The organism is Streptomyces sp. NPDC002566 (genome assembly GCF_042889585.1).
Lineage (GTDB): Bacteria > Actinomycetota > Actinomycetes > Streptomycetales > Streptomycetaceae > Streptomyces.
In genome coordinates this window covers 54,135-79,943 of sequence record NZ_JBIARD010000004.1, presented here as the reverse complement: position 1 = coordinate 79,943, position 25,809 = coordinate 54,135, and the positions used below count along the sequence as shown (strand labels likewise).

General features: G+C 70.8%; 25 protein-coding genes. 21 read left to right on the top strand and 4 right to left on the bottom strand.

All coding sequences use genetic code 11. The annotated features are described in order from the left end of the window. Positions 1-461 precede the first annotated feature (461 nt). From ACFYXA_RS17550 to ACFYXA_RS17465, 18 genes are all read left to right on the top strand, one after another. Entirely contained in the window at positions 462-1,622 is a 1,161-nt protein-coding gene (locus ACFYXA_RS17550; RefSeq protein WP_389033579.1) for an LCP family protein, read from the top strand. A gap of 246 nt (positions 1,623-1,868) precedes the next feature. After that, positions 1,869-2,090, top strand: a complete 222-nt coding sequence (gene rpmE, locus ACFYXA_RS17545) for a 50S ribosomal protein L31 (RefSeq protein ID WP_189942647.1) — start codon at positions 1,869-1,871, stop codon at positions 2,088-2,090. A gap of 104 nt (positions 2,091-2,194) precedes the next feature. Beyond that, entirely contained in the window at positions 2,195-3,262 is a 1,068-nt protein-coding gene (prfA, locus tag ACFYXA_RS17540; RefSeq protein WP_351098986.1) for a peptide chain release factor 1, read from the top strand. 86 nt (positions 3,263-3,348) lie between these two features. Further along, a complete protein-coding gene (gene prmC, locus ACFYXA_RS17535) occupies positions 3,349-4,188 on the top strand; it encodes a peptide chain release factor N(5)-glutamine methyltransferase (RefSeq protein WP_352249325.1) in 840 nt (279 codons plus the stop codon). Between the two features lie 52 nt (positions 4,189-4,240). Beyond that, positions 4,241-4,888, top strand: a complete 648-nt coding sequence (locus ACFYXA_RS17530; protein WP_130443482.1) for an L-threonylcarbamoyladenylate synthase — start codon at positions 4,241-4,243, stop codon at positions 4,886-4,888. Next, positions 4,885-5,562 (top strand): protein-tyrosine-phosphatase, encoded by a 678-nt coding sequence (locus ACFYXA_RS17525; protein WP_351098987.1) that lies wholly within the window; start codon positions 4,885-4,887, stop codon positions 5,560-5,562. The genes ACFYXA_RS17530 and ACFYXA_RS17525 overlap by 4 nt, the downstream gene beginning before the upstream one ends. A gap of 87 nt (positions 5,563-5,649) precedes the next feature. Beyond that, a complete protein-coding gene (gene glyA, locus ACFYXA_RS17520) occupies positions 5,650-6,891 on the top strand; it encodes a serine hydroxymethyltransferase (RefSeq protein WP_389033573.1) in 1,242 nt (413 codons plus the stop codon). Positions 6,892-7,020: 129 nt separating this feature from the next. After that, complete coding sequence (locus ACFYXA_RS17515) at positions 7,021-8,331, top strand: MraY family glycosyltransferase (RefSeq protein ID WP_389033570.1); 1,311 nt, start codon at positions 7,021-7,023, stop codon at positions 8,329-8,331. A 299-nt stretch (positions 8,332-8,630) separates the two neighbouring features. Continuing rightward, the gene (locus ACFYXA_RS17510) at positions 8,631-9,068 is read left to right on the top strand and encodes a hypothetical protein (RefSeq protein ID WP_351098991.1); all 438 of its coding nucleotides are present in this window, start codon (positions 8,631-8,633) and stop codon (positions 9,066-9,068) included. 273 nt (positions 9,069-9,341) lie between these two features. After that, entirely contained in the window at positions 9,342-10,112 is a 771-nt protein-coding gene (gene atpB, locus ACFYXA_RS17505) for a F0F1 ATP synthase subunit A (RefSeq protein ID WP_351099010.1), read from the top strand. Between the two features lie 76 nt (positions 10,113-10,188). Continuing rightward, positions 10,189-10,425 carry a F0F1 ATP synthase subunit C gene (locus ACFYXA_RS17500; protein WP_351098992.1) on the top strand — a complete coding sequence of 79 codons (237 nt, stop codon included), beginning with the start codon at positions 10,189-10,191 and terminating at the stop codon, positions 10,423-10,425. A 39-nt stretch (positions 10,426-10,464) separates the two neighbouring features. Next, positions 10,465-11,013 carry a F0F1 ATP synthase subunit B gene (locus tag ACFYXA_RS17495; protein WP_130443472.1) on the top strand — a complete coding sequence of 183 codons (549 nt, stop codon included), beginning with the start codon at positions 10,465-10,467 and terminating at the stop codon, positions 11,011-11,013. Further along, positions 11,010-11,825: a F0F1 ATP synthase subunit delta gene (locus ACFYXA_RS17490; protein WP_389033565.1), complete on the top strand. Its 816-nt coding sequence runs from the start codon at positions 11,010-11,012 to the stop codon at positions 11,823-11,825. Before ACFYXA_RS17495 ends, ACFYXA_RS17490 begins: the two co-directional genes overlap by 4 nt. A gap of 140 nt (positions 11,826-11,965) precedes the next feature. Beyond that, complete coding sequence (gene atpA, locus ACFYXA_RS17485) at positions 11,966-13,555, top strand: F0F1 ATP synthase subunit alpha (protein WP_130443468.1); 1,590 nt, start codon at positions 11,966-11,968, stop codon at positions 13,553-13,555. 20 nt (positions 13,556-13,575) lie between these two features. Further along, positions 13,576-14,493: a F0F1 ATP synthase subunit gamma gene (locus ACFYXA_RS17480; protein ID WP_130443466.1), complete on the top strand. Its 918-nt coding sequence runs from the start codon at positions 13,576-13,578 to the stop codon at positions 14,491-14,493. Then, on the top strand, positions 14,493-15,929 hold the full coding sequence (atpD, locus tag ACFYXA_RS17475; RefSeq protein ID WP_352249247.1) for a F0F1 ATP synthase subunit beta: 1,437 nt from the start codon (positions 14,493-14,495) through the stop codon (positions 15,927-15,929). Before ACFYXA_RS17480 ends, atpD begins: the two co-directional genes overlap by 1 nt. Before the next feature lie 150 nt (positions 15,930-16,079). Further along, positions 16,080-16,454, top strand: a complete 375-nt coding sequence (locus ACFYXA_RS17470; protein WP_130443462.1) for a F0F1 ATP synthase subunit epsilon — start codon at positions 16,080-16,082, stop codon at positions 16,452-16,454. Between the two features lie 142 nt (positions 16,455-16,596). Then, on the top strand, positions 16,597-17,043 hold the full coding sequence (locus ACFYXA_RS17465; protein ID WP_352249245.1) for a DUF2550 domain-containing protein: 447 nt from the start codon (positions 16,597-16,599) through the stop codon (positions 17,041-17,043). Between the two features lie 3 nt (positions 17,044-17,046). Here ACFYXA_RS17465 and ACFYXA_RS17460 read toward each other — a convergent pair whose 3' ends face one another. From ACFYXA_RS17460 to ACFYXA_RS17450, 3 genes are all read right to left on the bottom strand, one after another. Next, positions 17,047-18,867: a glycoside hydrolase family 18 chitinase gene (locus ACFYXA_RS17460; protein ID WP_352249243.1), complete on the bottom strand. Its 1,821-nt coding sequence runs from the start codon at positions 18,865-18,867 to the stop codon at positions 17,047-17,049. Positions 18,868-18,976: 109 nt separating this feature from the next. Continuing rightward, positions 18,977-19,639, bottom strand: a complete 663-nt coding sequence (locus tag ACFYXA_RS17455; RefSeq protein WP_389033558.1) for a response regulator — start codon at positions 19,637-19,639, stop codon at positions 18,977-18,979. Then, positions 19,636-20,871, bottom strand: coding sequence for a sensor histidine kinase (locus ACFYXA_RS17450; protein WP_389033555.1), 1,236 nt, complete (start codon positions 20,869-20,871; stop codon positions 19,636-19,638). Before ACFYXA_RS17450 ends, ACFYXA_RS17455 begins: the two co-directional genes overlap by 4 nt. A 153-nt stretch (positions 20,872-21,024) precedes the next feature. Here ACFYXA_RS17450 and ACFYXA_RS17445 point away from each other — a divergent pair, with 153 nt between their 5' ends. After that, complete coding sequence (locus ACFYXA_RS17445) at positions 21,025-21,609, top strand: hypothetical protein (RefSeq protein WP_389033552.1); 585 nt, start codon at positions 21,025-21,027, stop codon at positions 21,607-21,609. Positions 21,610-21,616: 7 nt separating this feature from the next. On the opposite strand, the gene ACFYXA_RS17440 is transcribed toward ACFYXA_RS17445, so the two are convergent. After that, complete coding sequence (locus ACFYXA_RS17440) at positions 21,617-22,189, bottom strand: cob(I)yrinic acid a,c-diamide adenosyltransferase (RefSeq protein ID WP_389033549.1); 573 nt, start codon at positions 22,187-22,189, stop codon at positions 21,617-21,619. 418 nt (positions 22,190-22,607) lie between these two features. On the opposite strand from ACFYXA_RS17440, the gene ACFYXA_RS17435 reads away from it, so the two are divergent. After that, positions 22,608-22,931, top strand: a complete 324-nt coding sequence (locus ACFYXA_RS17435; protein ID WP_351099002.1) for an STAS domain-containing protein — start codon at positions 22,608-22,610, stop codon at positions 22,929-22,931. A 276-nt stretch (positions 22,932-23,207) separates the two neighbouring features. Then, positions 23,208-25,781: an ATP-binding protein gene (locus tag ACFYXA_RS17430; protein ID WP_389033545.1), complete on the top strand. Its 2,574-nt coding sequence runs from the start codon at positions 23,208-23,210 to the stop codon at positions 25,779-25,781. Positions 25,782-25,809 lie beyond the last annotated feature (28 nt).

Below are 25,809 nucleotides of genomic sequence, written 5' to 3'. Positions count from 1 at the left end.
GCCGTGGTGGCTGGTCGCGCAGTTCCTCGCGCCCCTTTAGGGCGTGGACCCTCAGGTGAGTCAGGGCCGTCCCCGGGTGGGGGCGGCCCTTTGCCTTGTTCGTCGGGTGCGGCTGCGTCGTGGCTGGTCGCGCAGTTCCCCGCGCCCCTTAGGGGCGTTGCCCCTCAGGCTGGTCAGGGCCGTCCCCTTCCGGGGGGGGGGCGGCCCTTTGCCTTGGGTGAGACGTTTGCCACAGGGGGCCGGGGGCGGTCGGGGTGGCGGCCCCCGGGAAACGTGCAGGTGAGCGGGGGGCTCGGGGTGCGGGTTGCGGGGTTCGGTGGTATGGGGCGGTGTCGGGTGTTGTGCAACCCTTTCCCGAGTTTCGCCGTCTGGTCGGGCGGAGCGACGATGGTGCGGTGAGGGTCCGATCGGACCGAGCCGGACGAGGGGGTAACCGAAACCGGACGAGAACCGAGGAGAGCATGTCCGCCGAGAGCACGCCGGATCCCGCCATACCGGGGCAGCCCGTCACGCCGGGAGCGGCCGGCGCACAGGACGCCGCCGCCACCCGCCCCAGAGGCAAGGGGCGCCGCCGCAAGCCGCGCGCCCGCCGCAAGGGCCTCGTCGTCGCGGCCTGGACCGCCGCGGGCATCGCCGTCCTCGGCGGCACCGGCGCCGGATACGTGTTCTTCAAGCTCAACGGCAACATCAAAAGCGTCGACATCGACCAGGCCCTCGGCGCCGACCGGCCCGACAAGGCGGACAACGGCTCCGAGAACATCCTCGTCCTCGGCTCCGACACCCGCGCCGGCTCCAACAGGAAGCTCGGCGGCGGTGAGGACGACGGCAGCGCCCGCTCCGACACGGCGATGATCGTGCACGTCTACAAGGGGCACAAGAAGGCCAGCGTGGTCTCCATACCCCGCGACACCCTCGTCGACCGGCCCGCGTGCACCGACGCCGAGGGCGGCGCGCACGACGCCGCCAGGGACGTGATGTTCAACTCGGCGTACAGCACGGGCGGCGCGTCCTGCGCGGTGAAGACGGTCGAGTCGCTGACCGGCGTCCGTATGGACCACTACCTGGAGGTCGACTTCTCCGGCTTCCAGAAGCTCATCGACGAGCTCGGCGGCGTCGGCATCACCACCACGAAGGACATCGACGACCCCGACAGCCACCTGAACCTCAAGGCCGGCAGGCATACGCTCGACGGCCGGCAGGCCCTCGCCCTCGTGCGCACCCGGCACGGCGTGGGCGACGGCTCGGACCTCGGCCGCATCCAGCTCCAGCAGGCCTTCGTCAAGGCGCTCGTCGCGCAGGTCAAGCACATCGGCCTCTTCTCCGGCGGCACCCGGCTGTACGACCTCGCCGACACCGCCACCAAGACGGTGACCACCGACTCCGACCTCGGCTCGCTGAACTCCCTGATGTCCTTCGCCGAGGGCCTCAAGGGCATCGGCGCGGGCAACATGGACATGGTCACCACGCCGGTGCAGTACGACCCGGCGAACCCCAACCGCGTCCTGCTGCAGAAGCAGAAGGCGCAGTTGATCTGGAAGGCCCTCAAGGACGACCGGCCGATCCCCGGGGCGGCCACCGAGGGCAACGCCAGCGGCGAGGCGGCGGGCGTCGTCACCCCGTGACCCCAACCCCCGTGACCCCAACCCCCGTGACCCCAACCCCCGTGACCCCAACCCCCGTGACCCCCACCCCGTGACCGTCACCCGGGAGCCCTCCCCGGCCCCCGTCGACGGCCACGGGAATACAACGGCGCCCCCTCCGGTTTGGGGGGATGGCACCAGTCCTGGCAGACTGGTACGTCGGCTCCGGTTCACGCATCCGCATCCCGCGGCGGCGACCCGGCGCCCTCCCGAAACCTAGGAGACACCTTGAAGCGCGACATCCACCCCGCGTACGTCGAGACGCAGGTCAGCTGCACCTGCGGCGCGTCGTTCACCACGCGTAGCACGATCGAGGCCGGCACCATCCGCGCCGACGTCTGCTCCGAGTGCCACCCGTTCTACACGGGCAAGCAGAAGATCCTCGACACCGGTGGCCGTGTGGCCCGCTTCGAGGCCCGCTTCGGCAAGGCCGCCGGCTCCAAGAAGTAGCGAGCCCGATTTCGCCGGTCCTCGGCCGCGCCCCGCGGGGTGCGCCGGGACCGGCGTTTTTGGTCACCCGCCTTTCCTTCCGTCCGCAGTATCAGGAGCCAGAGATGTTCGAGGCCGTCGAGGAACTCGTCGGTGAGCACGCCGACCTGGAGACGAAGCTCGCCGACCCGTCGGTCCACGCCGACCAGGCCAACGCGCGCAAGCTGAACAAGCGCTACGCCGAGCTCACCCCGATCGTCGCCACGTTCCGCTCCTGGAAGCAGACCGGCGACGACATCGACACCGCACGCGAACTCGCCGCCGACGACCCGGACTTCGCCGCCGAGGTCAAGGAGCTGGAGAAGCAGCGCGAGGAGCTGACGGACAAGCTCCGCCTGCTGCTCGTCCCGCGCGACCCCAGCGACGACAAGGACGTCATCCTGGAGATCAAGGCGGGAGCGGGCGGCGACGAGTCCGCCCTGTTCGCCGGCGACCTGCTGCGCATGTACCTGCGCTACGCGGAACGGGTCGGCTGGAAGACCGAGATCATCGACGCCACCGAGTCCGAGCTCGGCGGCTACAAGGACGTCCAGGTGGCGGTCAAGACCCGCGGTCAGACCGAGCCCGGCCAGGGCGTGTGGGCCCGGCTGAAGTACGAGGGCGGCGTGCACCGCGTGCAGCGCGTCCCCGCGACCGAGTCCCAGGGCCGCATCCACACCTCCGCCGCCGGCGTGCTGGTCACCCCCGAGGCGGAGGAGGTCGACGTGGAGATCAACCCCAACGACCTCCGCATCGACGTCTACCGCTCCTCCGGGCCCGGCGGCCAGTCCGTCAACACCACCGACTCCGCCGTGCGCATCACGCACATCCCCACCGGCGTCGTCGCCTCCTGCCAGAACGAGAAGAGCCAGCTGCAGAACAAGGAGCAGGCGATGCGCATCCTGCGTTCCAGGCTGCTGGCGGCCGCGCAGGAGGAGGCGGAACGGGAGGCCGCGGACGCCCGCCGCAGCCAGGTCCGCACCGTCGACCGCTCCGAGAAGATCCGCACGTACAACTTCCCGGAGAACCGCATCTCCGACCACCGGGTCGGCTTCAAGGCCTACAACCTGGACCAGGTCCTGGACGGCGAGCTCGACGCGGTGATCCAGGCCTGCGTCGACGCGGACTCCGCCGCCAAGCTCGCGGCCGCGTAACGCGTAAGAGGCACCCACGCACGAGGACGACACGGAGGACGAGCGTGCAGCGATCCATTGGGGGGCGACCCCCGAGCCCCCGCAGTCTGCTGCTCGCTGAGGTAGCTCAGGCCACTCAGCGGCTGGCCGACGCCGGCGTGCCCTCGCCGCGCACCGACGCCGAGGAACTCGCCGCGTTCGTGCACGGTGTGAAGCGCGGCGCGCTCCACACCGTGCAGGACTCCGACTTCGACGCCCGGTACTGGGAGGTCATCGCCCGGCGCGAACAGCGCGAGCCGCTCCAGCACATCACCGGGCGGGCCTACTTCCGTTACCTGGAACTCCAGGTCGGGCCAGGGGTGTTCGTGCCCCGCCCGGAGACCGAGTCCGTCGTCGGGTGGGCCATAGACGCCGTGCGCGCCATGGACGTCGTCGAACCGTGCATCGTCGACCTGTGCACCGGCTCCGGCGCCATCGCGCTCGCCCTCGCCCAGGAGGTGCCGCGCGCCGGCGTGCACGCCGTGGAGCTGTCCGAGGACGCCCTGGTGTGGACCCGCAAGAACGTCGAGGGGTCCCGCGTCGACCTGCGCCAGGGCAACGCCCTCGACGCCTTCCCCGACCTCGACGGCCAGGTCGACCTGGTCATCTCCAACCCGCCGTACATCCCGCTCACCGAATGGGAGTACGTCGCCCCCGAGGCCCGGGACTACGACCCCGACCTCGCCCTGTTCTCCGGCGAGGACGGACTCGACCTCATCCGGGGCATCGAACGCACCGCGCACCGGCTCCTGCGCCCCGGCGGCGTCGTCGTCATCGAGCACGCCGACACCCAGGGCGGCCAGGTGCCGTGGATCTTCGCCGAGGAGCGGGGCTGGGCCGACGCGGCCGACCACCCCGACCTCAACAACCGCCCCCGCTTCGCCACGGCCCGCAAGGCGACGCCGTGAGCGCCACCCACACTCTCGACCGGCAGTACGTGCACGAGGAGGCCCGCTAGACATGGCTCGGCGATACGACACCAACGACGCGACCGACCGCGTGACCGGTCTGCGCGAGGCCGCGTCCGCCGTCCGCCGTGGCGAGCTCGTGGTCCTGCCCACGGACACGGTGTACGGCATCGGCGCGGACGCCTTCTCCTCGGAGGCGGTCTCCGACCTGCTGGAGGCCAAGGGACGGGGCCGCAACATGCCCACCCCCGTGCTGATCGGCTCCCCGAACACGCTCCACGGTCTCGTCACCGACTTCTCCGAGCTGGCCTGGGAGCTGGTCGACGCGTTCTGGCCGGGCGCGCTCACGCTCGTCGCCAAGCACCAGCCGTCCCTCCAGTGGGACCTCGGCGACACCCGAGGCACGGTCGCCGTACGCATGCCGCTGCACCCGGTCGCCATCGAACTGCTCACCGAGGTCGGCCCGATGGCGGTCTCCTCCGCGAACCTCACCGGACACCCCGCGCCGGAGAACTGCGACTCCGCCCAGCAGATGCTCGGCGACTCCGTCTCCGTCTACCTCGACGGCGGCCCGACGCCCGGCATCGTGCCCTCGTCGATCGTCGACGTCAGCCGCGAGGTGCCGCTGCTGCTGCGCGCGGGCGCGATCTCCGCGGACGAGCTGCGCAAGGTCGTACCCGACCTCGAGGTGGCGAATTGACAGCCCCTGACGCGGGGCGTGGCATAGGCAACGGGGTCAGGCCTGCGGAGGAGACGACGACGTTCGGGTTCCCCCGCGACACCTTCCGCATCCTCCACGTCAGCACCGGCAACGTCTGCCGCTCGCCGATCACCGAGCGGCTGACCCGGCATTTCGTGTCGCAGCGGCTCGGGGTGCTGGGCGGCGGGCTGATCGTGGAGAGCGCGGGCACCTGGGGCCACGAGGGCGCGCCGATGGAGGCCAACGCGGAGGCCGTGCTGGCCGACTTCGGCGCGGACGCGTCCGGGTTCACCGGCCGGGAGCTGCTCGACGAGCATGTGATCCGGGCGGACCTGGTGCTGACGGCCACCCGTGACCACCGGGGTCAGGTCATCTCCATGGGGCACTCGGCGGGGCTGCGCACGTTCACGCTCAAGGAGTTCACCCGGCTGGTCAACGCGATCGACCCGGCGACGCTGCCTCCCCTCGAAGAGGGCGTCGTGATGCGGGCCCGGGCGCTGGTGCGGGCGGCCGCGGCGCTGCGCGGCTGGCTGCTCGCGCCCACGGCGGAAGCCGACGAGGTGTACGACCCGTACGGCGCGCCGCTGCCGTTCTTCCGGTCGATCGGCGACGAGATACACCAGGCGCTGGACCCCGTGGTCACGGCGCTCACCGGGGTGCCCGCGCGGATGTAGCGGGCGTGCCGCCGGGCGGTGATGGGCGGGCCCGGTACCGGCGGCCTACATTGGACGTACGGCATCGTCGACGGTCCGGAGTGCGTCATGTCGCTCACCCCTGTCAGCGCGGCCGCCGATACGCTGCGGCGGCAGGACCCAGAGCTCGCCGGCGTGCTGCTGGGGGAGCGCGAACGGCAGGCGTCGACGCTCCAGTTGATCGCCGCCGAGAACTTCGCCTCGCCCGCCGTGCTGGCCGCGCTCGGCTCGACGCTCGCGAACAAGTACGCGGAAGGCTACCCGGGGGCCCGCCACCACGGCGGCTGCGAGATCGTCGACGTCGCCGAACGCCTCGCCGTGGAGCGCGCCAAGACGCTGTTCGCCGCCGAACACGCCAACGTGCAGGCGCACTCGGGGTCTTCGGCGGTGCTGGCCGCGTACGCGGCGCTGCTGCGCCCCGGGGACACCGTCCTCGCCCTCGGCCTGTCCTGCGGCGGTCACCTCACGCACGGCTCGCCCGCCAACTTCTCCGGCCGCTGGTTCGACTTCGTGCCCTACGGGGTGGACGCCGAGACCGGGCGCATCGACCACGAGCAGGTGCGGACGCTGGCCCGCGTCCACCGGCCCAAGGCGATCGTGTGCGGGTCCATCGCCTACCCGCGCCACATCGACTACGCCTTCTTCCGGGAGGTGGCCGACGAGGCCGGCGCGTACCTCATCGCCGACGCCGCCCATCCCATCGGCCTGGTCGCCGGCGGAGCGGCGCCCTCGCCGGTGCCGTACGCCGACGTCGTCTGCGCCACCACGCACAAGGTGCTGCGCGGGCCGCGCGGCGGGATGCTGCTGTGCGGCGGCGAACTCGCCGAGCGCGTCGACCGGGCGGTGTTCCCTTTCACACAGGGCGGTGCGCAGATGCACACGATCGCCGCGAAGGCGGTCGCGTTCGGCGAGGCCTCGACACCCGCGTTCGCGGTGTACGCCCATCAGGTGGTCGCCAACGCGCGGGTGCTCGCGGCGGGGCTGGCGGCGGAGGGTCTGGCCGTCACCACCGGCGGCACGGACACGCACCTGATCACCGCCGACCCCGCGCCCCTCGGCCTCGACGGGCGCACCGCGCGCGGCCGGCTCGCGGCGGCGGGCCTGGTGCTGGACTGCTGCGCCCTGCCGCACGCCGACGCCCGCGGTCTGCGCCTGGGCACTGCCGCGCTGACCACGCAGGGCATGGCGGAGGGGGAGATGGGGCGGCTCGCCAAGGTGATGGCGGGCGTGCTCAGGGACGAGGTCGAGCTGAAGAGGGCGCGTGAGGAAGTGAGGGAGCTCGCAGGGGCGTTTCCGCCGTATCGGGACTGAACCGGGGTAGGCGCGCTCCCGTACACAGCCACACATGCAACCATCGTGGCTACCCGTAAGTCCCCAACCATATGCGGCCGTCGCTAGGGTGTGGGGCTGTGATGGCCAGCGAGACCTGTGGGGAAGCCCGTGCGTGAATACCTGCTGACGCTCTGCATCACGGCCGCGGTGACGTATCTGCTGACAGGGCCGGTGCGCAAATTCGCGATCGTGGCCGGAGCGATGCCGGAGATCCGGGCACGTGACGTGCACCGGGAGCCCACTCCGCGGCTCGGCGGGATCGCGATGTTCTTCGGCCTGTGCGCCGGACTGCTGGTCGCCGACCATCTGACGAACCTCAACGAGGTCTTCGACAAGTCCAACGAGCCGCGGGCGCTGCTCTCCGGGGCGGCCCTGATCTGGCTGATCGGCGTCCTGGACGACAAGTTCGAGATCGACGCCCTGATCAAGCTGGGCGGCCAGATGATCGCCGCCGGTGTGATGGTCATGCAGGGTCTGACGATCCTGTGGCTGCCCATCCCGGGCGTCGGCAACGTGGCGCTCACCCAGTGGCAGGGCACGCTGCTGACGGTGGCGCTGGTCGTCATCACGATCAACGCGGTCAACTTCGTGGACGGCCTGGACGGTCTGGCCTCCGGCATGGTGTGCATCGCCGCCACCGCGTTCTTCCTGTACGCCTACCGCATCTGGTACTCGTACGGCATCGAGGCCGCCGCCCCGGCGACGCTCTTCTCGGCGATCCTGATGGGCATGTGCCTGGGCTTCCTGCCGCACAACATGCACCCGGCGCGGATCTTCATGGGCGACTCCGGGTCGATGCTGATCGGGCTGGTGCTGGCCGCCGGCGCGATCTCCATCACGGGGCAGGTCGACCCGGACGTGATGAACCTGTTCTCCGGTTCGGAGCGCGAGACGGTGCACCAGACGGTGCCGGTCTACATCCCGCTGCTGCTGCCGCTGACGATCATCGCGATCCCGGCAGCGGACCTGATCCTGGCGATCGTGCGCCGTACCTGGCGCGGCCAGTCGCCGTTCGCGGCGGACCGGGGGCATCTGCACCACCGGCTGCTGGAGATCGGCCACTCGCACAGCCGCGCGGTGCTGATCATGTACTTCTGGTCGGCGCTGATCGCCTTCGGCGCGCTCGCCTACTCGGTCAACTCGGCGTCCATGTGGATCGTCCTGGGTGTGGTGTTCCTCAGCGCGATCGGACTCGGGCTGCTCCTGATGCCGCGGTTCACCCCGCGCGCCCCGCGCTGGGCGGAGGCGTTCGTGCCGCCGCGCTACCGCCGCCGCAAGGTCCTGCCGGCGGCTGCGGCCGCGGGTCCGGGGGAGCCGGGCGAGGGCGAGAAGGAGGAGCCGCGAACTCCTGTGACGGTCGGGGTCTCCGGGGTCAACGGGGCGACCGCCGTGGGCCCTCGTTCGCGTGCGGCAAGGTAAGAATCTGACGAGAGCATTGCCAAGTCGTGGGGAAGCGGACGGGCGGCAAAGCGCCCAATACCAGACAAGTGGGCTCGGTTTCTGCACAGACGCGCGCTGTCATTCTCATGTGTGACAGCGAGCACACCATCCAGGTAAAGACCTCATCAAATAGTTTGTGATACGGTTCACGAGAACCCGGGATAGAGCCGAAGGACCGTAGTGCGACGGTCCATTGGTGTGAGGTCTTCACCCTGTCGGACCGGGACTACGCTCGTCCATGACGACACCCTGCCCCCTGTGAAAGCGGAGTTGCCGCCATGCCGTCCAATGACGCCCGGAACCTAGTGCCGATCGCTGTGCCCACAGCGGCTGCCGGCGTGGTCGCGGTCGCTGTCAGCGGCGCGGTCGCGGGCGGCAAGGGTGCGCTGGGAGCGGCCGTCGGCGCTCTGGTGGCGATCCTCTTCATGGGGATCGGCCTCTATGTGCTGCAGTGGACGGCGAAAACGCTTCCGCAGTTGTTCCAGGCGATGGGGCTGATGCTCTACGTCGCCCAACTCCTGCTTCTCATGATCTTCGTTGCCCTCTTCAAGGACACATCCCTCTTCAATCCCAAGGCGTTTGCGATCTCGCTCGTCGTCGCTACCGTCGTGTGGATGGCCGCGCAGGCACGCGCGCACATGAAGGCCAAGATCTTCTACGTCGATCCGGCCCCCGAGAAGAGCGAGAAGTCCGAGAAGACAGGGTCCTCGTCGTGAGAGGTAGGGGCGGAATAAAGGCTTGGCCGTTCTCCTGCTATCGTCCGGTGCCAACTGCGGCATCGTGGGCGCGGGCATCTGAGCTGACGCCTGCTCGATCGCGAGGCTCGATGCCCCCCAGACGCCCTCACATCCGAAACACCAGTCCGGTGCCGATCCGCGGCTGCGCGCCGCGCCGACACAACGAGGTTGCCGTACCCATGCGTCACGCCGAAGGAGCCCGTGGTGAGTGCTGACCAGACCCAGCTCGCCTTTGACTGGAGCTGTCGGATCATGTCCGACAACGGCTGTGGCTTTCCGGCTCCGGGCCTGCACTCGTTCCTGTTCCAGCCCATCGCCAACGTCGGCGGGTTCGAGTTCAACAAGGTGATGCTGCTCGCGCTGATCACCACCCTGCTGGTCGTCAGCTTCTTCTGGGCGGCCTTCGGCAAGGCCAAGGTGGTCCCGGGCAAGCTCCAGATGGTGGGCGAGGCCGGCTACGACTTCGTACGCCGCGGCATCGTCTACGAGACCCTCGGCAAGAAGGAGGGCGAGAAGTTCGTCCCCCTGATGGTCTCGCTCTTCTTCTTCATCTGGATCATGAACATCTGGTCCGTGATCCCGCTGGCGCAGTTCCCGGTGTCGTCGATCATCGCCTACCCGGCGGTGCTCGCCGCGATCGTCTACGTCGTCTGGGTCTCGCTGACCTTCAAGCGGCACGGATTCGTCGGGTTCTTCAAGAACATCACCGGCTACGACAAGTCGCTGGGCGCCGTGCTCCCGCTCGTGATGGTCATCGAGTTCTTCTCGAACCTGCTCGTCCGGCCGTTCACGCACGCGGTGCGACTGTTCGCCAACATGTTCGCCGGCCACCTGATGCTGGTCATGTTCACCGTCGCCTCGTGGTACCTGCTGAACAGCTGGATGGTCCCGGCGGCCGGCGTCTCCTTCGTGATGACCATCGTCATGATCGGCTTCGAGCTTTTCGTGCAGGCTGTCCAGGCCTACGTCTTCGTACTCCTCGCCTGCACGTACGTCCAGGGCGCTCTCGCCGAGCACCACTGAGCACCCGCCCCCACAAGTCCCAAGAACGTCCGGTGGCCAACCCCCGCCGGTCCGTGAAAGAGAAGGAAGATTCAGCATGGCTGCCACTGAGACCCTCGCCGCTGTCTCCGGTTCGCTCGGCTCCATCGGCTACGGCCTCTCCGCCATTGGCCCCGGCGTCGGCGTCGGCATCATCTTCGGCAACGGCACCCAGGCCCTCGCCCGCCAGCCCGAGGCGGCCGGTCTGATCCGCGCCAACCAGATCCTGGGCTTCGCCTTCTGTGAGGCGCTGGCCCTCATCGGCATCGTCATGCCGTTCGTGTTCGGTCAGTAATCAGCTACTCACCGACACGTTTCGACGAAAGGCACTGATGTGATCGCCAACCTGGTGCAGCTGGCGGCCGAGGAGAAGCAGAACCCGCTTATTCCTCCGGGCCCCGAGCTGCTCGTCGGCACCATCGCCTTCGCCATCGTGTTCTTCTTCTTCTGGAAGAAGCTGCTTCCGAACATCAACAAGGTTCTGGAAGAGCGCCGCGAGGCGATCGAAGGCGGTATTGAAGAGGCCGAGGCCATGAAGGTCGAGGCCCAGAGCGTCCTTGAGCAGTACAAGGCGCAGCTCGCCGAGGCCCGGCACGAGGCCGCGCGTCTGCGCCAGGAGGCGCAGGAGCAGGGCGCGACCCTCATCGCGGAGATGCGCGCGGAGGGTCAGCGGCAGCGCGAGGAGATCGTCGCCGCCGGCCACTCCCAGATCGAGGCCGACCGCAAGGTCGCCGCGGCCGCGCTGCGCCAGGACGTCGGCAAGCTCGCCACCGAGCTGGCCGGCAAGCTCGTCGGCGAGTCCCTCGAGGACCACGCCCGGCAGAGCCGCGTCATCGACCGCTTCCTCGATGAGCTCGAGGAGAAGGCCGAGGCGTCGCGATGAACGGAGCGAGCCGCGAGGCCCTGACAGCCGCACGCGAGCGTCTCGACGCGCTGACGGACTCCACGTCCGTGGACGCGACGCGGCTCGCCGACGAGCTGGCGGCCGTCACCGCGCTGCTCGACCGCGAGGTGTCGCTGCGTCGGGTCCTCACCGACCCGGCGCAGGACGGCGAGGCCAAGGCCGGGCTGGCTCAGCGCCTGCTCGGCGGCCAGGTCAGCGGCACCACCGCCGACCTGGTGGCCGGTCTGGTGCGCTCCCGCTGGTCGCAGTCGCGCGACCTGGTGGACGCGCTGGAGGAGCTGGCGAACATCGCCGACCTCACCGCCGCGCAGAAGGCCGGCACGCTCGACGACGTCGAGGACGAGCTGTTCCGCTTCGGGCGGATCATCACCTCGAACACCGAGCTGCGCGCCGCGCTGACGAACCGGAAGGCCACCGCCTCCGCCAAGGGCGAGCTGCTGCGCAGCCTGCTGGGCGGTCGTGCGGACGCGGCCACCGTGCGTCTGGTGACGCGCCTTGTCACCGCGCCGCGAGGCCGTAGCCTGGAAGCGGGACTCGAGTCCCTGTCCAAGCTCGCCGCCGAGCGCCGGGACCGCGTCGTGGCCGTCGTCACGTCCGCCGTGCCGCTGAGCGACCCGCAGAAGCAGCGCCTGGGCGCCGCCCTCGCGAAGCTCTACGGCCGCCAGATGCACCTCAACCTCGACGTGGACCCCGAGGTCCTCGGCGGGATCCGGGTGCAGGTCGGCGACGAGGTGATCAACGGCTCCCTCGCGGACCGCATCGAGGACGCCGCCCGCCGCATGGCGAGCTAGCAGCAAGAAGACCGCAGTACGTACGCAAGCGGCCCTGGTTGGGCCGTGCAGAGGATTCACCTCTTTCAGGGGGGAGTCCGGGATTCAGACATCCCCCCAAAGTGAAACTTCGGGCCCAACAAGGAGAGCAGGGAACCCAGATGGCGGAGCTCACGATCCGGCCGGAGGAGATCCGGGACGCGCTGGAGAACTTCGTCCAGTCGTACAAGCCGGACGCGGCCTCGCGCGAGGAGGTCGGTACGGTCACCCTTGCCGGCGACGGCATCGCGAAGGTCGAGGGCCTGCCCTCGGCCATGGCCAACGAACTGCTGAAGTTCGAGGACGGCACCCTCGGCCTCGCGCTCAACCTGGAAGAGCGCGAGATCGGCGCCATCGTCCTCGGTGAGTTCAGCGGCATCGAGGAGGGTCAGCCGGTCACCCGTACCGGCGAGGTCCTGTCCGTGGCCGTCGGCGAGGGCTACCTCGGCCGCGTCGTCGACCCGCTCGGCAACCCGATCGACGGCCTCGGCGAGATCGAGACGACCGGCCGCCGTGCCCTGGAGCTTCAGGCTCCCGGCGTCATGGCCCGTAAGTCGGTGCACGAGCCGATGGAGACCGGCTACAAGGCCGTCGACGCGATGACCCCGATCGGCCGCGGCCAGCGTCAGCTGGTCATCGGTGACCGCCAGACCGGCAAGACCGCCCTGGCCGTCGACACGATCATCAACCAGCGCGACAACTGGCGCTCGGGCGACCCGAAGAAGCAGGTCCGCTGCGTCTACGTCGCCATCGGCCAGAAGGGCTCGACCATCGCCTCCGTGCGTGGCGCCCTCGAAGAGGCCGGCGCGCTGGAGTACACGACCATCGTCGCCGCCCCGGCGTCCGACCCGGCCGGCTTCAAGTACCTGGCGCCGTACACCGGTTCGGCCATCGGTCAGCAGTGGATGTACGAGGGCAAGCACGTCCTCATCATCTTCGACGACCTGTCGAAGCAGGCCGACGCCTACCGCGCCGTGTCGCTGCTGCTGCGCCGCCCGCCGGGCCGCGAGGCCTACCCGGGTGACGTCTTCTACCTGCACTCCCGTCTGCTGGAGCGTTGCGCGAAGCTCTCCGACGAGCTGGGCGCCGGCTCGATGACCGGTCTGCCGATCGTCGAGACGAAGGCCAACGACGTCTCGGCGTTCATCCCGACCAACGTCATCTCCATCACCGACGGCCAGTGCTTCCTGGAGTCGGACCTGTTCAACGCCGGTCAGCGTCCCGCGCTGAACGTCGGTATCTCGGTCTCCCGCGTCGGCGGCTCGGCCCAGCACAAGGCGATGCGCCAGGTGTCCGGCCGTCTCCGCCTCGACCTGGCCCAGTACCGCGAGCTGGAGGCGTTCGCCGCCTTCGGTTCCGACCTGGACGCCGCGTCGAAGTCGCAGCTGGAGCGTGGTCAGCGTCTGGTCGAGCTGCTCAAGCAGCCGCAGTACCAGCCGATGCCGACCGAGGACCAGGTCGTCTCCGTGTGGGCCGGCACCACCGGCAAGATGGACGACGTCCCGGTCTCCGACATCCGCCGCTTCGAGAAGGAGCTGCTCGAGTACCTGCACCGCAAGGAGCAGGGCCTCATGACCTCCATCAAGGAGGGCGCGAAGATGTCGGACGACACCCTCACCGCTGTGGCCGACGCGATCGCCGAGTTCAAGAAGCAGTTCGAGACCTCGGACGGCAAGCTTCTCGGCGAGGACGCCCCGGCCGCGGCCAAGTGACGTAGGAAGGGACCTGACTCATGGGAGCCCAGCTCCGGGTCTACAAGCGTCGCATCCGATCCGTCACCGCGACCAAGAAGATCACCAAGGCGATGGAGATGATCGCCGCCTCGCGCGTCGTCAAGGCGCAGCGCAAGGTGGCGGCCTCCACGCCGTACGCGACCGAGCTCACCCGCGCGGTCACGGCGGTCGGCGCCGGCTCGAACACCAAGCACGCGCTGACCACGCAGGCCGACAAGGTCGTGCGGTCCGCGGTGCTGCTCCTGACGAGCGACCGGGGTCTCGCCGGCGCCTTCAACTCCAACGCCATCAAGGCCGCGGAGCAGCTGACGGCGCGCCTCGAGGCCGAGGGCAAGCAGGTCGACACGTACATCGTCGGCCGGCGTGGTCTCGCGCACTACAACTTCCGTGAGCGCAAGGTCGCCCAGTCGTGGTCGGGCTTCACGGACGAGCCGACGTACGCGGACGCCAAGAAGGTCGCGGCCCCGCTGATCGAGGCCATCGAGAAGGACACGGCGGACGGCGGCGTGGACGAGATCCACATCGTCTTCACCGAGTTCGTCTCGATGATGACGCAGACGGCCCTCGGCGACCGTCTGCTGCCCCTCAGCCTCGACGAGGTGGCGAAGGAGGCCGCCCCCAAGGGCGAGATCCTCCCGCTGTACGACTTCGAGCCGTCGGCGGAGGACGTCCTCGACGCCCTTCTGCCGCGCTACGTCGAGAGCCGCGTCTACAACGCGCTCCTTCAGTCGGCAGCCTCGAAGCACGCCGCCACGCGGCGCGCGATGAAGTCGGCGACCGACAACGCGGGAGAGCTGATCGAGACGCTCTCACGCCTTGCCAACGCGGCCCGCCAGGCCGAAATCACCCAGGAAATCAGCGAGATCGTCGGTGGCTCCGCAGCCCTGGCCGACGCGACCGCGGGGAGTGACAGGTAATGACGACGACAGTTGAGACGGCCGTTGCCACGGGCCGCGTCGCCCGGGTCATCGGCCCGGTCGTCGACGTGGAGTTCCCCGTCGACGCCATGCCGGAGATCTACAACGCCCTTCACGTCGAGGTGGCCGACCCGGCCCAGGACGGCGCGAAGAAGACGCTGACCCTGGAGGTCGCCCAGCACCTGGGTGACGGCCTGGTCCGCACCATCTCCATGCAGCCCACCGACGGTCTGGTCCGCCAGGCCCCGGTCACCGACACGGGCACGGGCATCACCGTCCCCGTCGGCGACTTCACCAAGGGCAAGGTGTTCAACACCCTCGGTGACGTGCTGAACGTCGACGAGCAGTACGACGGCGAGCGCTGGTCCATCCACCGCAAGGCCCCGAACTTCGACGAGCTCGAGTCGAAGACCGAGATGTTCGAGACCGGCGTCAAGGTCATCGACCTTCTCACCCCGTACGTCAAGGGTGGAAAGATCGGTCTGTTCGGCGGCGCCGGTGTCGGCAAGACGGTGCTCATCCAGGAGATGATCTACCGCGTCGCCAACAACCACGACGGTGTCTCCGTGTTCGCCGGCGTCGGTGAGCGCACCCGTGAGGGCAACGACCTCATCGAGGAGATGGCCGACTCGGGCGTCATCGACAAGACCGCCCTGGTCTTCGGTCAGATGGACGAGCCCCCGGGCACCCGTCTGCGCGTGGCCCTCGCCGGTCTGACCATGGCGGAGTACTTCCGCGATGTGCAGAAGCAGGACGTGCTGTTCTTCATCGACAACATCTTCCGCTTCACCCAGGCCGGTTCCGAGGTGTCGACCCTGCTCGGCCGTATGCCCTCCGCGGTGGGCTACCAGCCGAACCTGGCCGACGAGATGGGTCTCCTCCAGGAGCGCATCACCTCGACCCGCGGTCACTCGATCACCTCGATGCAGGCGATCTACGTCCCCGCGGACGACCTGACCGACCCGGCCCCGGCCACCACGTTCGCCCACCTCGACGCGACGACGGTTCTCTCCCGTCCGATCTCCGAGAAGGGCATCTACCCGGCCGTGGACCCGCTGGACTCCACGTCCCGCATCCTGGACCCGCGCTACATCGCGGCGGACCACTACAACACCGCGATGCGGGTGAAGAACGTCCTGCAGAAGTACAAGGACCTCCAGGACATCATCGCCATCCTCGGCATCGACGAGCTCGGCGAGGAGGACAAGCTCACCGTCCACCGCGCCCGTCGCGTGGAGCGCTTCCTGTCCCAGAACACCCACGTCGCCAAGCAGTTCACCGGCGTCGACGGGTCGGACGTCCCGCTGGACGAGTCGATCGCCGCGTTCAACGCGATCATCGACGGCGAGTACGACCACTTCCCGGAGCAGGCGTTCTTCCTCTGCGGTGGCATCGAGGACCTGAAGAAGAACGCGAAGGAGCTGGGCGTCTCCTGAGCTGACGGCTCTTGAGCGGTCCTTCCGCTCACGTCCGTGAGCCGCGTGCTCACACCGGAGGGGGCGGGGTTCGTCCCGCCCCCTCTTGCACGCCCCTTAGACTTGTAACCAACACCCGGCAAACGCCGGGTGGTGACCCGAGGAGCCACCTTGGCTGCTGAGCTGCACGTCGCGCTGGTCGCGGCCGACCGAGAGGTCTGGTCCGGCGAGGCCACCCTGGTCGTCGCGCGCACCACGTCCGGCGACATCGGCGTCATGCCCGGTCACCAGCCGCTGCTCGGTGTGCTGGAGTCGGGCCCGGTGACCATCCGTACGAGTGACGGTGGGACGGTCGTCGCCGCGGTGCACGGCGGTTTCATCTCGTTCGCGGACGACAAGCTGTCGCTGCTGGCCGAGATCGCCGAGCTGTCGGACGAGATCGACGTCCAGCGCGCGGAGCGCGAGCTCGAGCGTGCGAAGGCGGAGGGCGATGCCACCGCCGAGCGCCGCGCGGACGTACGACTGCGCGCGGCGGCGGCGAGCTGACCCAGCTCACCGTGTGATGACGTCACTCAGCCGCGGTCGGCACCGGAGCGATCCGGAGCCGGCCGCGGCTGTGGCAGATCTGGATGTTTTTTCCGTTCCGTTACCTATCGAAGGTACCTAGGAGACGAGGAGGTCGGTGTCGATGGTCCTCGCTCTGACTGTGTGCGGAATCGTCGTGGCGCTGGTGGCGCTGGGGCTGTTCGTCTTCGGCCTGCGCCGCAGGCTCATCCAGCGCTCCGGCGGCACCTTCGACTGTTCCCTGCGCTGGGACGTGCCCGAGAAACCGGACCCGAGCGGAAAAGGCTGGAGCTACGGCGTCGCCCGCTACAACGGCGACCGCATCGAGTGGTACCGCGTCTTCTCCTACGCCTACCGGCCGCGCCGCGTCCTGGAACGCGCCTCGATCGAGGTGGCCGGCCGCCGTCTTCCCGAAGGCGAGGAGGAGCTGGCGCTGCTGTCCGACGCGGTGGTCCTCGCCTGCGTCCACCGGGGCACGCGACTGGAACTGGCGATGAGCGAGGACGCGCTGACCGGATTTCTCGCGTGGCTGGAAGCAGCCCCGCCCGGGCAGCGCGTCAACGTCGCTTAGGGACTACAGGTTGTTGCTGATGGCGTTCACCAGTTCGCCGTTCGCGGTGTCTCCGCTGAACTCCCAGAAGAACGCGCCGCCCAGGCCCTGGTTCTTCGCCCAGTTCATCTTCGTGGCGATGGTGGCCGGGGTGTCGTAGGACCACCAGTTGCCGCCGCACTTCGCGTAGGCGGTGCCGGCGATCGTGCCGGTGGGCGGACAGGACGTCTTGAGGACCTTGTAGTCCTCGATGCCCTGCTCGTAGGTGCCCGGGGCCGCTCCCGTGGCGGTGCCGCCCGGGGCGTCCTGGGTGACGCCGCTCCAGCCGCGGCCGTAGAAGCCGATGCCGATGAGCAGCTTGTTCGCCGGCACGCCCTTCGCCTTGTACTTGGCCATCGCGTCGGCCGTGGTGAACCCGGCCTGCGGGATGCCGCTGTAGGAGGTGAGCGGCGAGTGCGGGGCCGTCGGTCCCTGGGCGGCCCAGGCGCCGAAGAAGTCGTACGTCATCACGTTGTACCAGTTGACGTAGGCTGCGGCGCCCCCGTAGTCGGCGGCGTCGATCTTGCCGCCGGAGGAGCCGTCCGCCGTGGTGGCCGCGGTGACCAGGTAGTTCGCGCCGAACTCGGCCCGCAGGGCCGCCATCAGGTTCTTGAAGGCCGCGGCGCCCGAGGTGTCGCAGGACAGTCCGCAGGCGTTGGGGTACTCCCAGTCGATGTCGATGCCGTCGAAGACGTCGGCCCAGCGCGGGTCCTCGACCAGGTCGTGGCAGGACCGTGCGAACGCGGCGGGGTTGGCGGCGGCCTGGCCGAAGCCGCCGGACCAGGTCCAGCCGCCGAAGGACCACAGCACCTTGATGTGCGGGTACCTGGCCTTCAGCTGGCGCAGCTGGTTGAAGTTGCCGCGCAGCGGCTGGTCCCAGGTGTCGGCGACGCCGCTGACCGACTGGTCGGCGGTGAAGGCCTTGTCGTAGTCGGCGAAGGAGTCGCCGATCGTACACCGGCCGTTCGTGACATTGCCGAAGGCGTAGTTGATGTGGGTGATCTTGGCGGCCGAGCCGGACGTCACCAGGTTCTTGACGTTGTAGTTGCGGCCGTAGATGCCCCACTCGGTGAAGTAGCCGAGCTTGACCTTGTCGCCGGTGGGCGGGGGCTCGGTGGTGCCGCCGGTGGTGCGCACGGCGCGGGCGCCGCTGACCGGGCCGCTCTGGTCGGCGGTGTCACGGGCGCGGACGGTGTACGAGTAGTCCGTGCCGGCCGTCAGCCCGGTGTCGGTGTACGAGGTCGTCGTGACGGTGGCGACCTTGGCGCCGTCGCGCAGCACGTCGTAGTTCTTGACGCCCTTGTCGTCGGTGGCGGCCGACCAGCTCAGCTTCACCGAGGTGTCGGTGACGGAGGAGGCCGTGGGGGTGCCCGGGGCGGACGGGGGCGCGTCGCCGGGGACCGAGGTGCCGTCACAACTGCCACCGTTGAGCTTGCAGTTGGCGGGGGAGCCGGAGCCGGTGCCGTTGAACCCGAAGGAGACGGAGGCGCCGGGGGCGAGGGTGCCGTTCCAGGACTTGTTCTTCGCGGTCCAGTGGGTGCCGGCGGAGGTGACGTCGGCGTCCCAGGCGGAGGTGACGGACGTGCCGGAGGGGAAGTCCCACTCGACGGTCCAGGAGGTGAGGGTGGTGGTGCCGGTGTTCTTCACCGTCCACTTGCCCTCGAAGCCGGTGCCCCAGTCCTGGGGCTTGGTGTAGGAAGCGGTGGCGGAGGGGGCCGCCTCTGCGGGGCTCGCCAGACCGACCAGTCCGGCGAAGGGGAGCAGCAGGGTGACCAGCCCTGCCGCGACTCGGTTCCTGAAGCGCATCGTGCGCCTCCTCGGGGGAGTTGTGGGGGGGCGTGACTGAGCCTCACGCCACGGTGCCGCGAGAATAGAAAGGTCTGGACCACGGGTCAATAGGTCTGGACCACTCTGCTCATGCCGGTGGTTCGGCGTGCTGGATCCCCAACTCCTGCGCCAGCACGGCCGCTTGCACCCGGCTGCGCAGTTCCAGCTTGGCCAGCAGCCGGCTGACGTGCGTCTTCGCCGTCGCCTCCGCCATGTCCAGCCGCTCGGCGATCCCCGCGTTCGACAGCCCCTCGCCCAGACAGCCCAGCACCTCGCGCTCGCGCCGGGTCAGCGACTCCAGCACCGCCGGATCGGCCTTCGGCGGCCGGGCCGGCCGAGCGGCGAACTCGGCGATGAGCCGCCGTGTGACGGCGGGCGCGACGACGCCCTCGCCCCTTGCGACGGTCCGCACCGCCGCGATGAGGTCCTTGGCCTCGGTGTTCTTCAGCAGGAACCCGGCGGCCCCCGCGCGCAGCGCCCCGAACACGTACTCGTCCAGGTCGAAGGTGGTCAGCACCAGGACGTCCGCGAGGCCCTCCGCGACGACCGCCCGGGTCGCCGACACGCCGTCCATGCGCGGCATCTGAACGTCCATCAGCACCACATCCGGCCGCAACTCCCTTGCCAGCGCCAGTGCTTGCTCCCCGTCCACCGCCTCCCCGACCACCTCGATGTCGGGCGCGCTGCGCAGGATGAGGACCAGCCCGGCTCGTACGGCGGACTGGTCCTCGGCGACGAGCACGCGGATCATGCGGGGCCTCCTCGGGCGGCGGTGCGGTCGGGGTCGGGGGTGGCGACGGTGTCGGTGAGGGGCAGGGCGGCGCGCACCGACCAGAGTCCGCGGTGAGCGGCCGTCGCCGGGCCGGCCTCGAAGGTCCCGCCCAGCAGCTCCGTCCGCTCCCGCATCCCGACCAGCCCCGCGCCCGAGCCGGGGGCCCGCGGCCCGTCCCGGTCGCCGTAAGGGCTCGTCACCTCCACGGTGAGCGAGCCGTCCCGCCGGGCCAGGCACACGGTCACCCGGCCGGGGGAGGCGTGCTTGAGGGCGTTGGTGAGGGACTCCTGCACGATCCTGTACGCCGCCAGCCCCACCGGGGCGGGGACGGGCTCGCCGCCGTCGTCCAGGGCCGTGCCGAGCTCGACGTCCAGGCCGTTGGCGCGCGCGCCCTCGACCAGCGAGCCGAGGCCGTCGAGGGTGGGTGCGGCGACCGGTTCCAGGTCACCTCCGCTGTCGCGCAGGATCCCGATCAGCCGCCGCATCTCCGCCAGTCCCTCGACGCTGTTCTCCCGGATCACGCCGAGGGCCTCCCGGGAGGTCTCCGGGCTGTCGATGGAGAGCGCGGCCGTGGAGTGGATGGCGATCGCGGACAGGTGGTTGGCGACCATGTCGTGCAACTCGCGTGCCATCCGGGCGCGTTCGGCGACGACCGCCTGCGTCCGGTCCATCTCGGCGAGCAGCGCGGTCTGTTCGGCGCGCAGCCGGGCTGCCTCGGCGGCGTCACGGTGGTTGCGGACGATCAGGCCGGTGGAGGCCGGCGCGAACGACACGATTCCGACGCCCACCCCGATCAGCAGGGCCTCGGGCACCCGCCAGGCCGCGAACGGCACCACCGTCGCGAGCACCGTGAGCAGCCCGGTGACCCAGGGGATACGGCGAGCCGAGGCGGGCGTGCCGTACAGCACGGCCGCGTACACCACGTCCGTGAACATCAGCAGGGTGCCCAGGCTGCCCCGGGTCACCGTGTCCAGGGTCAGCGCGACCGTGGCGGTCAGCAGGGCGACGCGTGGCGCGGTCCGGCGCAGCAGCTCGCAGCCCGCCGTCACGAAGAGCGGCAGGAGGACGGGCCAGCGCCCGTCGAACAGGACGATCGGGTCGGCCGCCCGCCGGGTGCCCAGCCCGATGCCCCACAGCAGCAGCCCGCCGAGCAGCCCGCCGGCCGCCGCGTACACGTCGAGCCGGTGCGGTCGGGGGAGTCGTCGGGCCATGCCTTACATCCAACACGGCCCACCGCGTCGGCGAGTGATCCCCCGGAAGGGTCCGGGACTGCATCGTTCGATGTATCGGAGGTTCGTCATCGGCGACGACGACCCCGGCCGCCGGGCCCGGGAGTCTTGAACGGTGAGTGAGAGGAGCGAACCGTGGTCGTCTGGTTGGTCGCCGCCTGTGAGATCGGCTTCTGGGTGCTGCTGGCGCTCGGGCTGGGCGCCCGCTACCTGCTGAAGTGGCGCCGTACGAGCGTCGTGCTGCTGCTGGGCGAACCGGTGCTGGAGCTCGTGCTGCTCGCCGCGACGGCCGTCGACCTGAAGAACGGCGCCGAGCCGGGCTGGGAGCACGGTCTGGCGGCGCTGTACATCGGCTACACCGTGGCGTACGGGCACTACACGATCCGCTGGCTCGACGGCCACGCCGCGCACCGCCTGGCCGGCGGTCCACCGCCGCCCAAGCCGCCCCGCTACGGCCGCGCCCGCGCCCGGCACGAGGCGAAGCTGTGGCTGCGCGCCGTGCTCGGCGGGGCGGTCGCCCTGGCCCTGCTCCAGCTCGCCGTCCTCTACGTGGGCGACTCCGGCGACGTCAGCTCGTTGCGGGCGTTCCAGTGGACGGCCCTGCGCATCGTCGGCGTCTACGGCCTGATCGCCCTGTCGTACACGGTCTGGCCCCGCAGGGCCCCGGCGGACGCGGACGCCGAGGACGCCGACGGCGCGGTGGACGTCAAGGCCCGCTAGGCGGCGGTCAGCGCTCCCCGCCGGGGACCCACAGCACGTCGCCCTCGGCCTTGTTGGCCGTCCTCGCCAGGATGAACAGCAGGTCCGACAGGCGGTTGAGGTAGGTCGCGGTCAGCGGGTTCATCGCCTCGCCGTGGACCTCCAGCGCGGCCCACGTCGAGCGCTCCGCGCGGCGCACCACCGTGCACGCCTGGTGCAGCAGGGCCGCGCCGGGCGTGCCGCCGGGCAGGATGAAGGAACGCAGCTTCTCCAGCTCCGCGTTGAAGCGGTCGCAGTCCGCCTCCAGCCGGTCCACGTAGAACTGCTCGACCCGCAGCGGAGGGAACTCCGGGTTCTCGACCACCGGCGTCGACAGGTCCGCGCCCACGTCGAAGAGGTCGTTCTGCACGCGCGTGAGGACGGCGACGACCTCCGCGTGGAGCCCGCCCAGCGCGATCGCCGTGCCGAGGACCGCGTTCGCCTCGTTCGCGTCCGCGTACGCGGCGATCCTCAGGTCGGTCTTGGCGACCCGGCTCATGTCGCCGAGGGCCGTCGTGCCCTGGTCGCCGGTCCTCGTGTAGATGCGCGTCAGATTGACCATGCGGCCAATCTAGACCCTCCCCGCCGAGCCGTTCCGTCGCCTTCGTCACCCCTGCCCAGCACGGGGTCAATCGGTGCGAATCAGACAGGATTTGACGACGTGACCGGTGTCTCACCCGCTGAGACGTGAAACGCGTTACTAACCGGTCACACAGCGCCTCAGGCCCGCTAGTGTCCGGCCGAGAGCCGTGAGGAAGCGGTCGATACGCCGGATGGCTGACGCCGGTGACATCGGACGCGCGAGCGGGCAGGGCTTCTACAGGCACGGAATCCGCACAGGCCTCACCGGCCTCACCCCTGCGGGTGAATCTGTTATCGGTTCGCTCACAGACGGCAACCTCCGACCGCTTCACGCAGTCAGAGGGGGCAACACCGGACATCACACCGCGGAGCACGAGACGCACGCTTAGGGGAGCGCTATGTACATCAGGGGCGACCACGCCGAGCTGGTCGTCGGGGGCCGTCTCGACGTCCGCACCGCGGCGGACGCCCGTACGGCCCTGCACGCGGCGGTCGACGGCGGCGTAGGCGACCTGGTGCTCGACCTGTCCGAACTGGACTCGTGGGACGCCACCGGCCTCGGCGTCATCATGGGCGCCCACCGCCGCGCCGGCCGCTGCGGCCGCCGCCTCGTCCTGCGCGGCGTACCGCCCCAGATGCAACGCCTGCTGGTGGCCACCCGGCTGCACCGCATCCTCGCCATCGAGGGCGGCATCCCGGTGGAATCCCTGCCCCGGGTGTGAAACGCCCCCACGGGGGACCCGGCATACCGGCGCGCGCACCGGCACGGTCGCGGTCGCACACCTCTCCGTGACGAAACGCGCGCCGCACGCAATCCTCACCGGACTGTGACGTCTCGGGCGGCGTGGCCCCCCGGACTGTCGTGGATACTGTGCGAAGGTTTACGGTTCGTCTGCCCGCCGCGCGCATCCCTCAGGCGGGCACCGGACCAGAAGCGACAGCGCAGTGTGCAGCAAGGCCGGGAGGGGCTACGCCACACGACGCTTTTGGGGGGACCCATGGACCCGACGAACCGGGGACCCGAGGAGTACGGCCACGACGACGCCGAAGGCTCCCGCCCGGCCGACGCCGACACCGGGCAGGGCCACGCGCCGCGCCCCCGCTCCACCAGGGACCCCCTGGCACCCGACTTCACCCCGCACGGCCCGGCGCCCGCCCGCACCGCGCGACTGCACACCGGCGAGCACCTCCTCACCGTCAACCCCGTCGACGGCAGCGAGATCGAGCTCTGCCCGCCCACCGAACGGCCCGAACCGCCCGCCAGGCGCACCCCCGAGGAGCGCGCCGAGGCCGACCGCGCCGCCCGTCCCCCCGCACCGGCGGGCACCCACCGCACCCCCGCCCAGCCCCTGATCGGCCGCCAGGACGAACGCGAACAGCTCGTCCGCCTGCTCGCCCGGGGCCGCACCGTCCGCCTCACCGGCCCCTCCGGCTCCGGCCGCACCAGCCTGCTGGACCTCGTCGCCGAGGACTGCGAAGACCTCGCGCCCGACGGCGTCGTCCGCCTCACCGGCTACCACCGCACCCCCTCCGACCTGCTGCACGACCTCTTCCACACCGTCCACGACGCCCCGAGGCTGCGCCCGGAGGACGACGAGCTGCTCGCCCACGTGCGCGAGATCGGCGCGGTCGTCGTCGTCGACGACCTGGAGTTCGGCGGCGCCGCCCTCGACGAGCTGCTCGACGCGACGCCCGAGTGCGCCTTCCTCCTCAGCGCCACCCCCGACGTCCCCGCCCCCTCCGCCGGCTCAGCCGTCGAGGAGGTCGTCCTCGCCGGCCTCGACCGCGCCGGCGGCGTCGAGGTGATCGAGCGGGCCGTCGGCCGCGTCCTCACCGAGGAGGAGGCCAACTGGGCCGGCGACCTCTGGTTCGAGTCCGAGGGCCTGCCCCTGCGGTTCGTGCAGGCCGGCGCCCTGCTGCGCCAGCGCGACCAGCTCCGGGCCGGCGTCGACGCGGTCGACGAGTTCGGCGTCTTCGAGGACGCCCGCCCCTTCACCGCGTCACTCGACACCGGCGCCGGGGAGGCCGAGGAGATACCCCTGCCCTCCCTCGGCGAGGCCGCCGCGCCCGCCCCCCTCCTCGCCGCCCGCCTCAGCGCCTCCGCCCGCACCGCCCTGCGCTTCGCCGTCGCCCTCGGCGGCGAGGTCCCGCACCAGGCCCATCTGCCGGCCCTGGTCGGCGACACCCACGCCGACGCCGCACTCGGCGAACTCGCCGCCTGCGGGCTCGTCTCCCCGGTCGGCCCCCGCTACCGGCTCGCCGCCGGCGTCCGCGCCCAGCTCGAGGCCGCCGGATACGCCGACGACGTCGACGGCCGCGCCCACGCCGCCGCCCAGCACTACGCCTGGTGGGCCGCACACCCCTCGGTCACCCCGGAGCGGGTGTGCGCCGAGGCCGACGCCGTCCTCACCGCCCTCGCCCTGGTCGTGCCCGGCACCACCCGGCCCGCCGAGGGCGAGGACGAGGCCACCTCCGTACGGCTGGCCCGTGCCGCCGCGCCCGCCTTCGCCGCCGGGCTGCACTGGAGCGCCTGGGAGCAGGTCCTGCACGAGGGCGCCGAGGCCGCCCGTCTGGCCGCCGCCCGGGCCGACCGGGCCTACTTCCACCACGAACTCGGCGTCCTCGCGCTCTGCGCCGGACAGCTCGACCGGGCCCGCTCCGAACTGGAGGCCTCCCTCGCCCTGCGCGGCGCCCTCACCGACAAGCGGGGCACCGTCGCGGGCCGCCGCGCCCTCGCCCTGGTCGCCGACCGCTCGGGCGACGTGCCGGGCCTGGCCGCACTCACGGCCGCCGAGGAGGGGGCCGAGGCCCGCCGCGAGGAGCCCGCGTCACCGCCGCGCGGCGTCCCCGCCGCCCTGGCCACCCCGACGCCCACCGCCCCGACCCTCGTCACCGGCGTGCCCTCCGCCGCCCCGGCGGCCGCCCACCACGGCCGCGGCGGCTTCCGGGCCCTGGCGAAGCGCAACCTCGTCGCGGCCGGCGCGGGCGCCGTGCTCGTCGCGGTGCTCGGCACGGTGGTGACGCTCGGCGCGACCTCCAAGAACGACGCGAACACCCCCGCCGACCGGCCCGGCGTGCGCCCGTCCGTCAGCGCGGGCACCGAAGACGGCACCACGGGCGAGGAGACGCCCGGCGGCGACACCGGCCCGGGGGACGTGGGAGCGGTCACCAGCAGGCCGACGGACCCCGGTCCGGACGGCACGATGGGCACCGCCGACGACCCGACGCCGACGGGAGAGGCGACACCGGAGCCGTCGGGGGACCCGAGCGGCACGCAGAAGCCCGGCGGTGGCGGCTCGACCGGGTCGCCCAGGCCGTCGTCGTCCAGTTCCACGTCCAGGCCGCCGTCGACTCCGACGGAGGACCCGACGCCCTCCGACGACCCCACGACGCCGACGGAAGACCCCTCGACATCCCCCACGGACACCCCGAGCACGTCGCCCTCCACCCCGCCGTCCAACTCGAACTCGGCCAGCGGTCCCGCCTCCAGCCCGGCCGGCTCGCAGAGCAGCACCACCGGCTCCCCCAGCGCCGCCGGCTCCCCGGTCGTGTCCCCGGACACGATCATCTGAGCCGGGCGGCCCCGCCGGGCACGCCGAA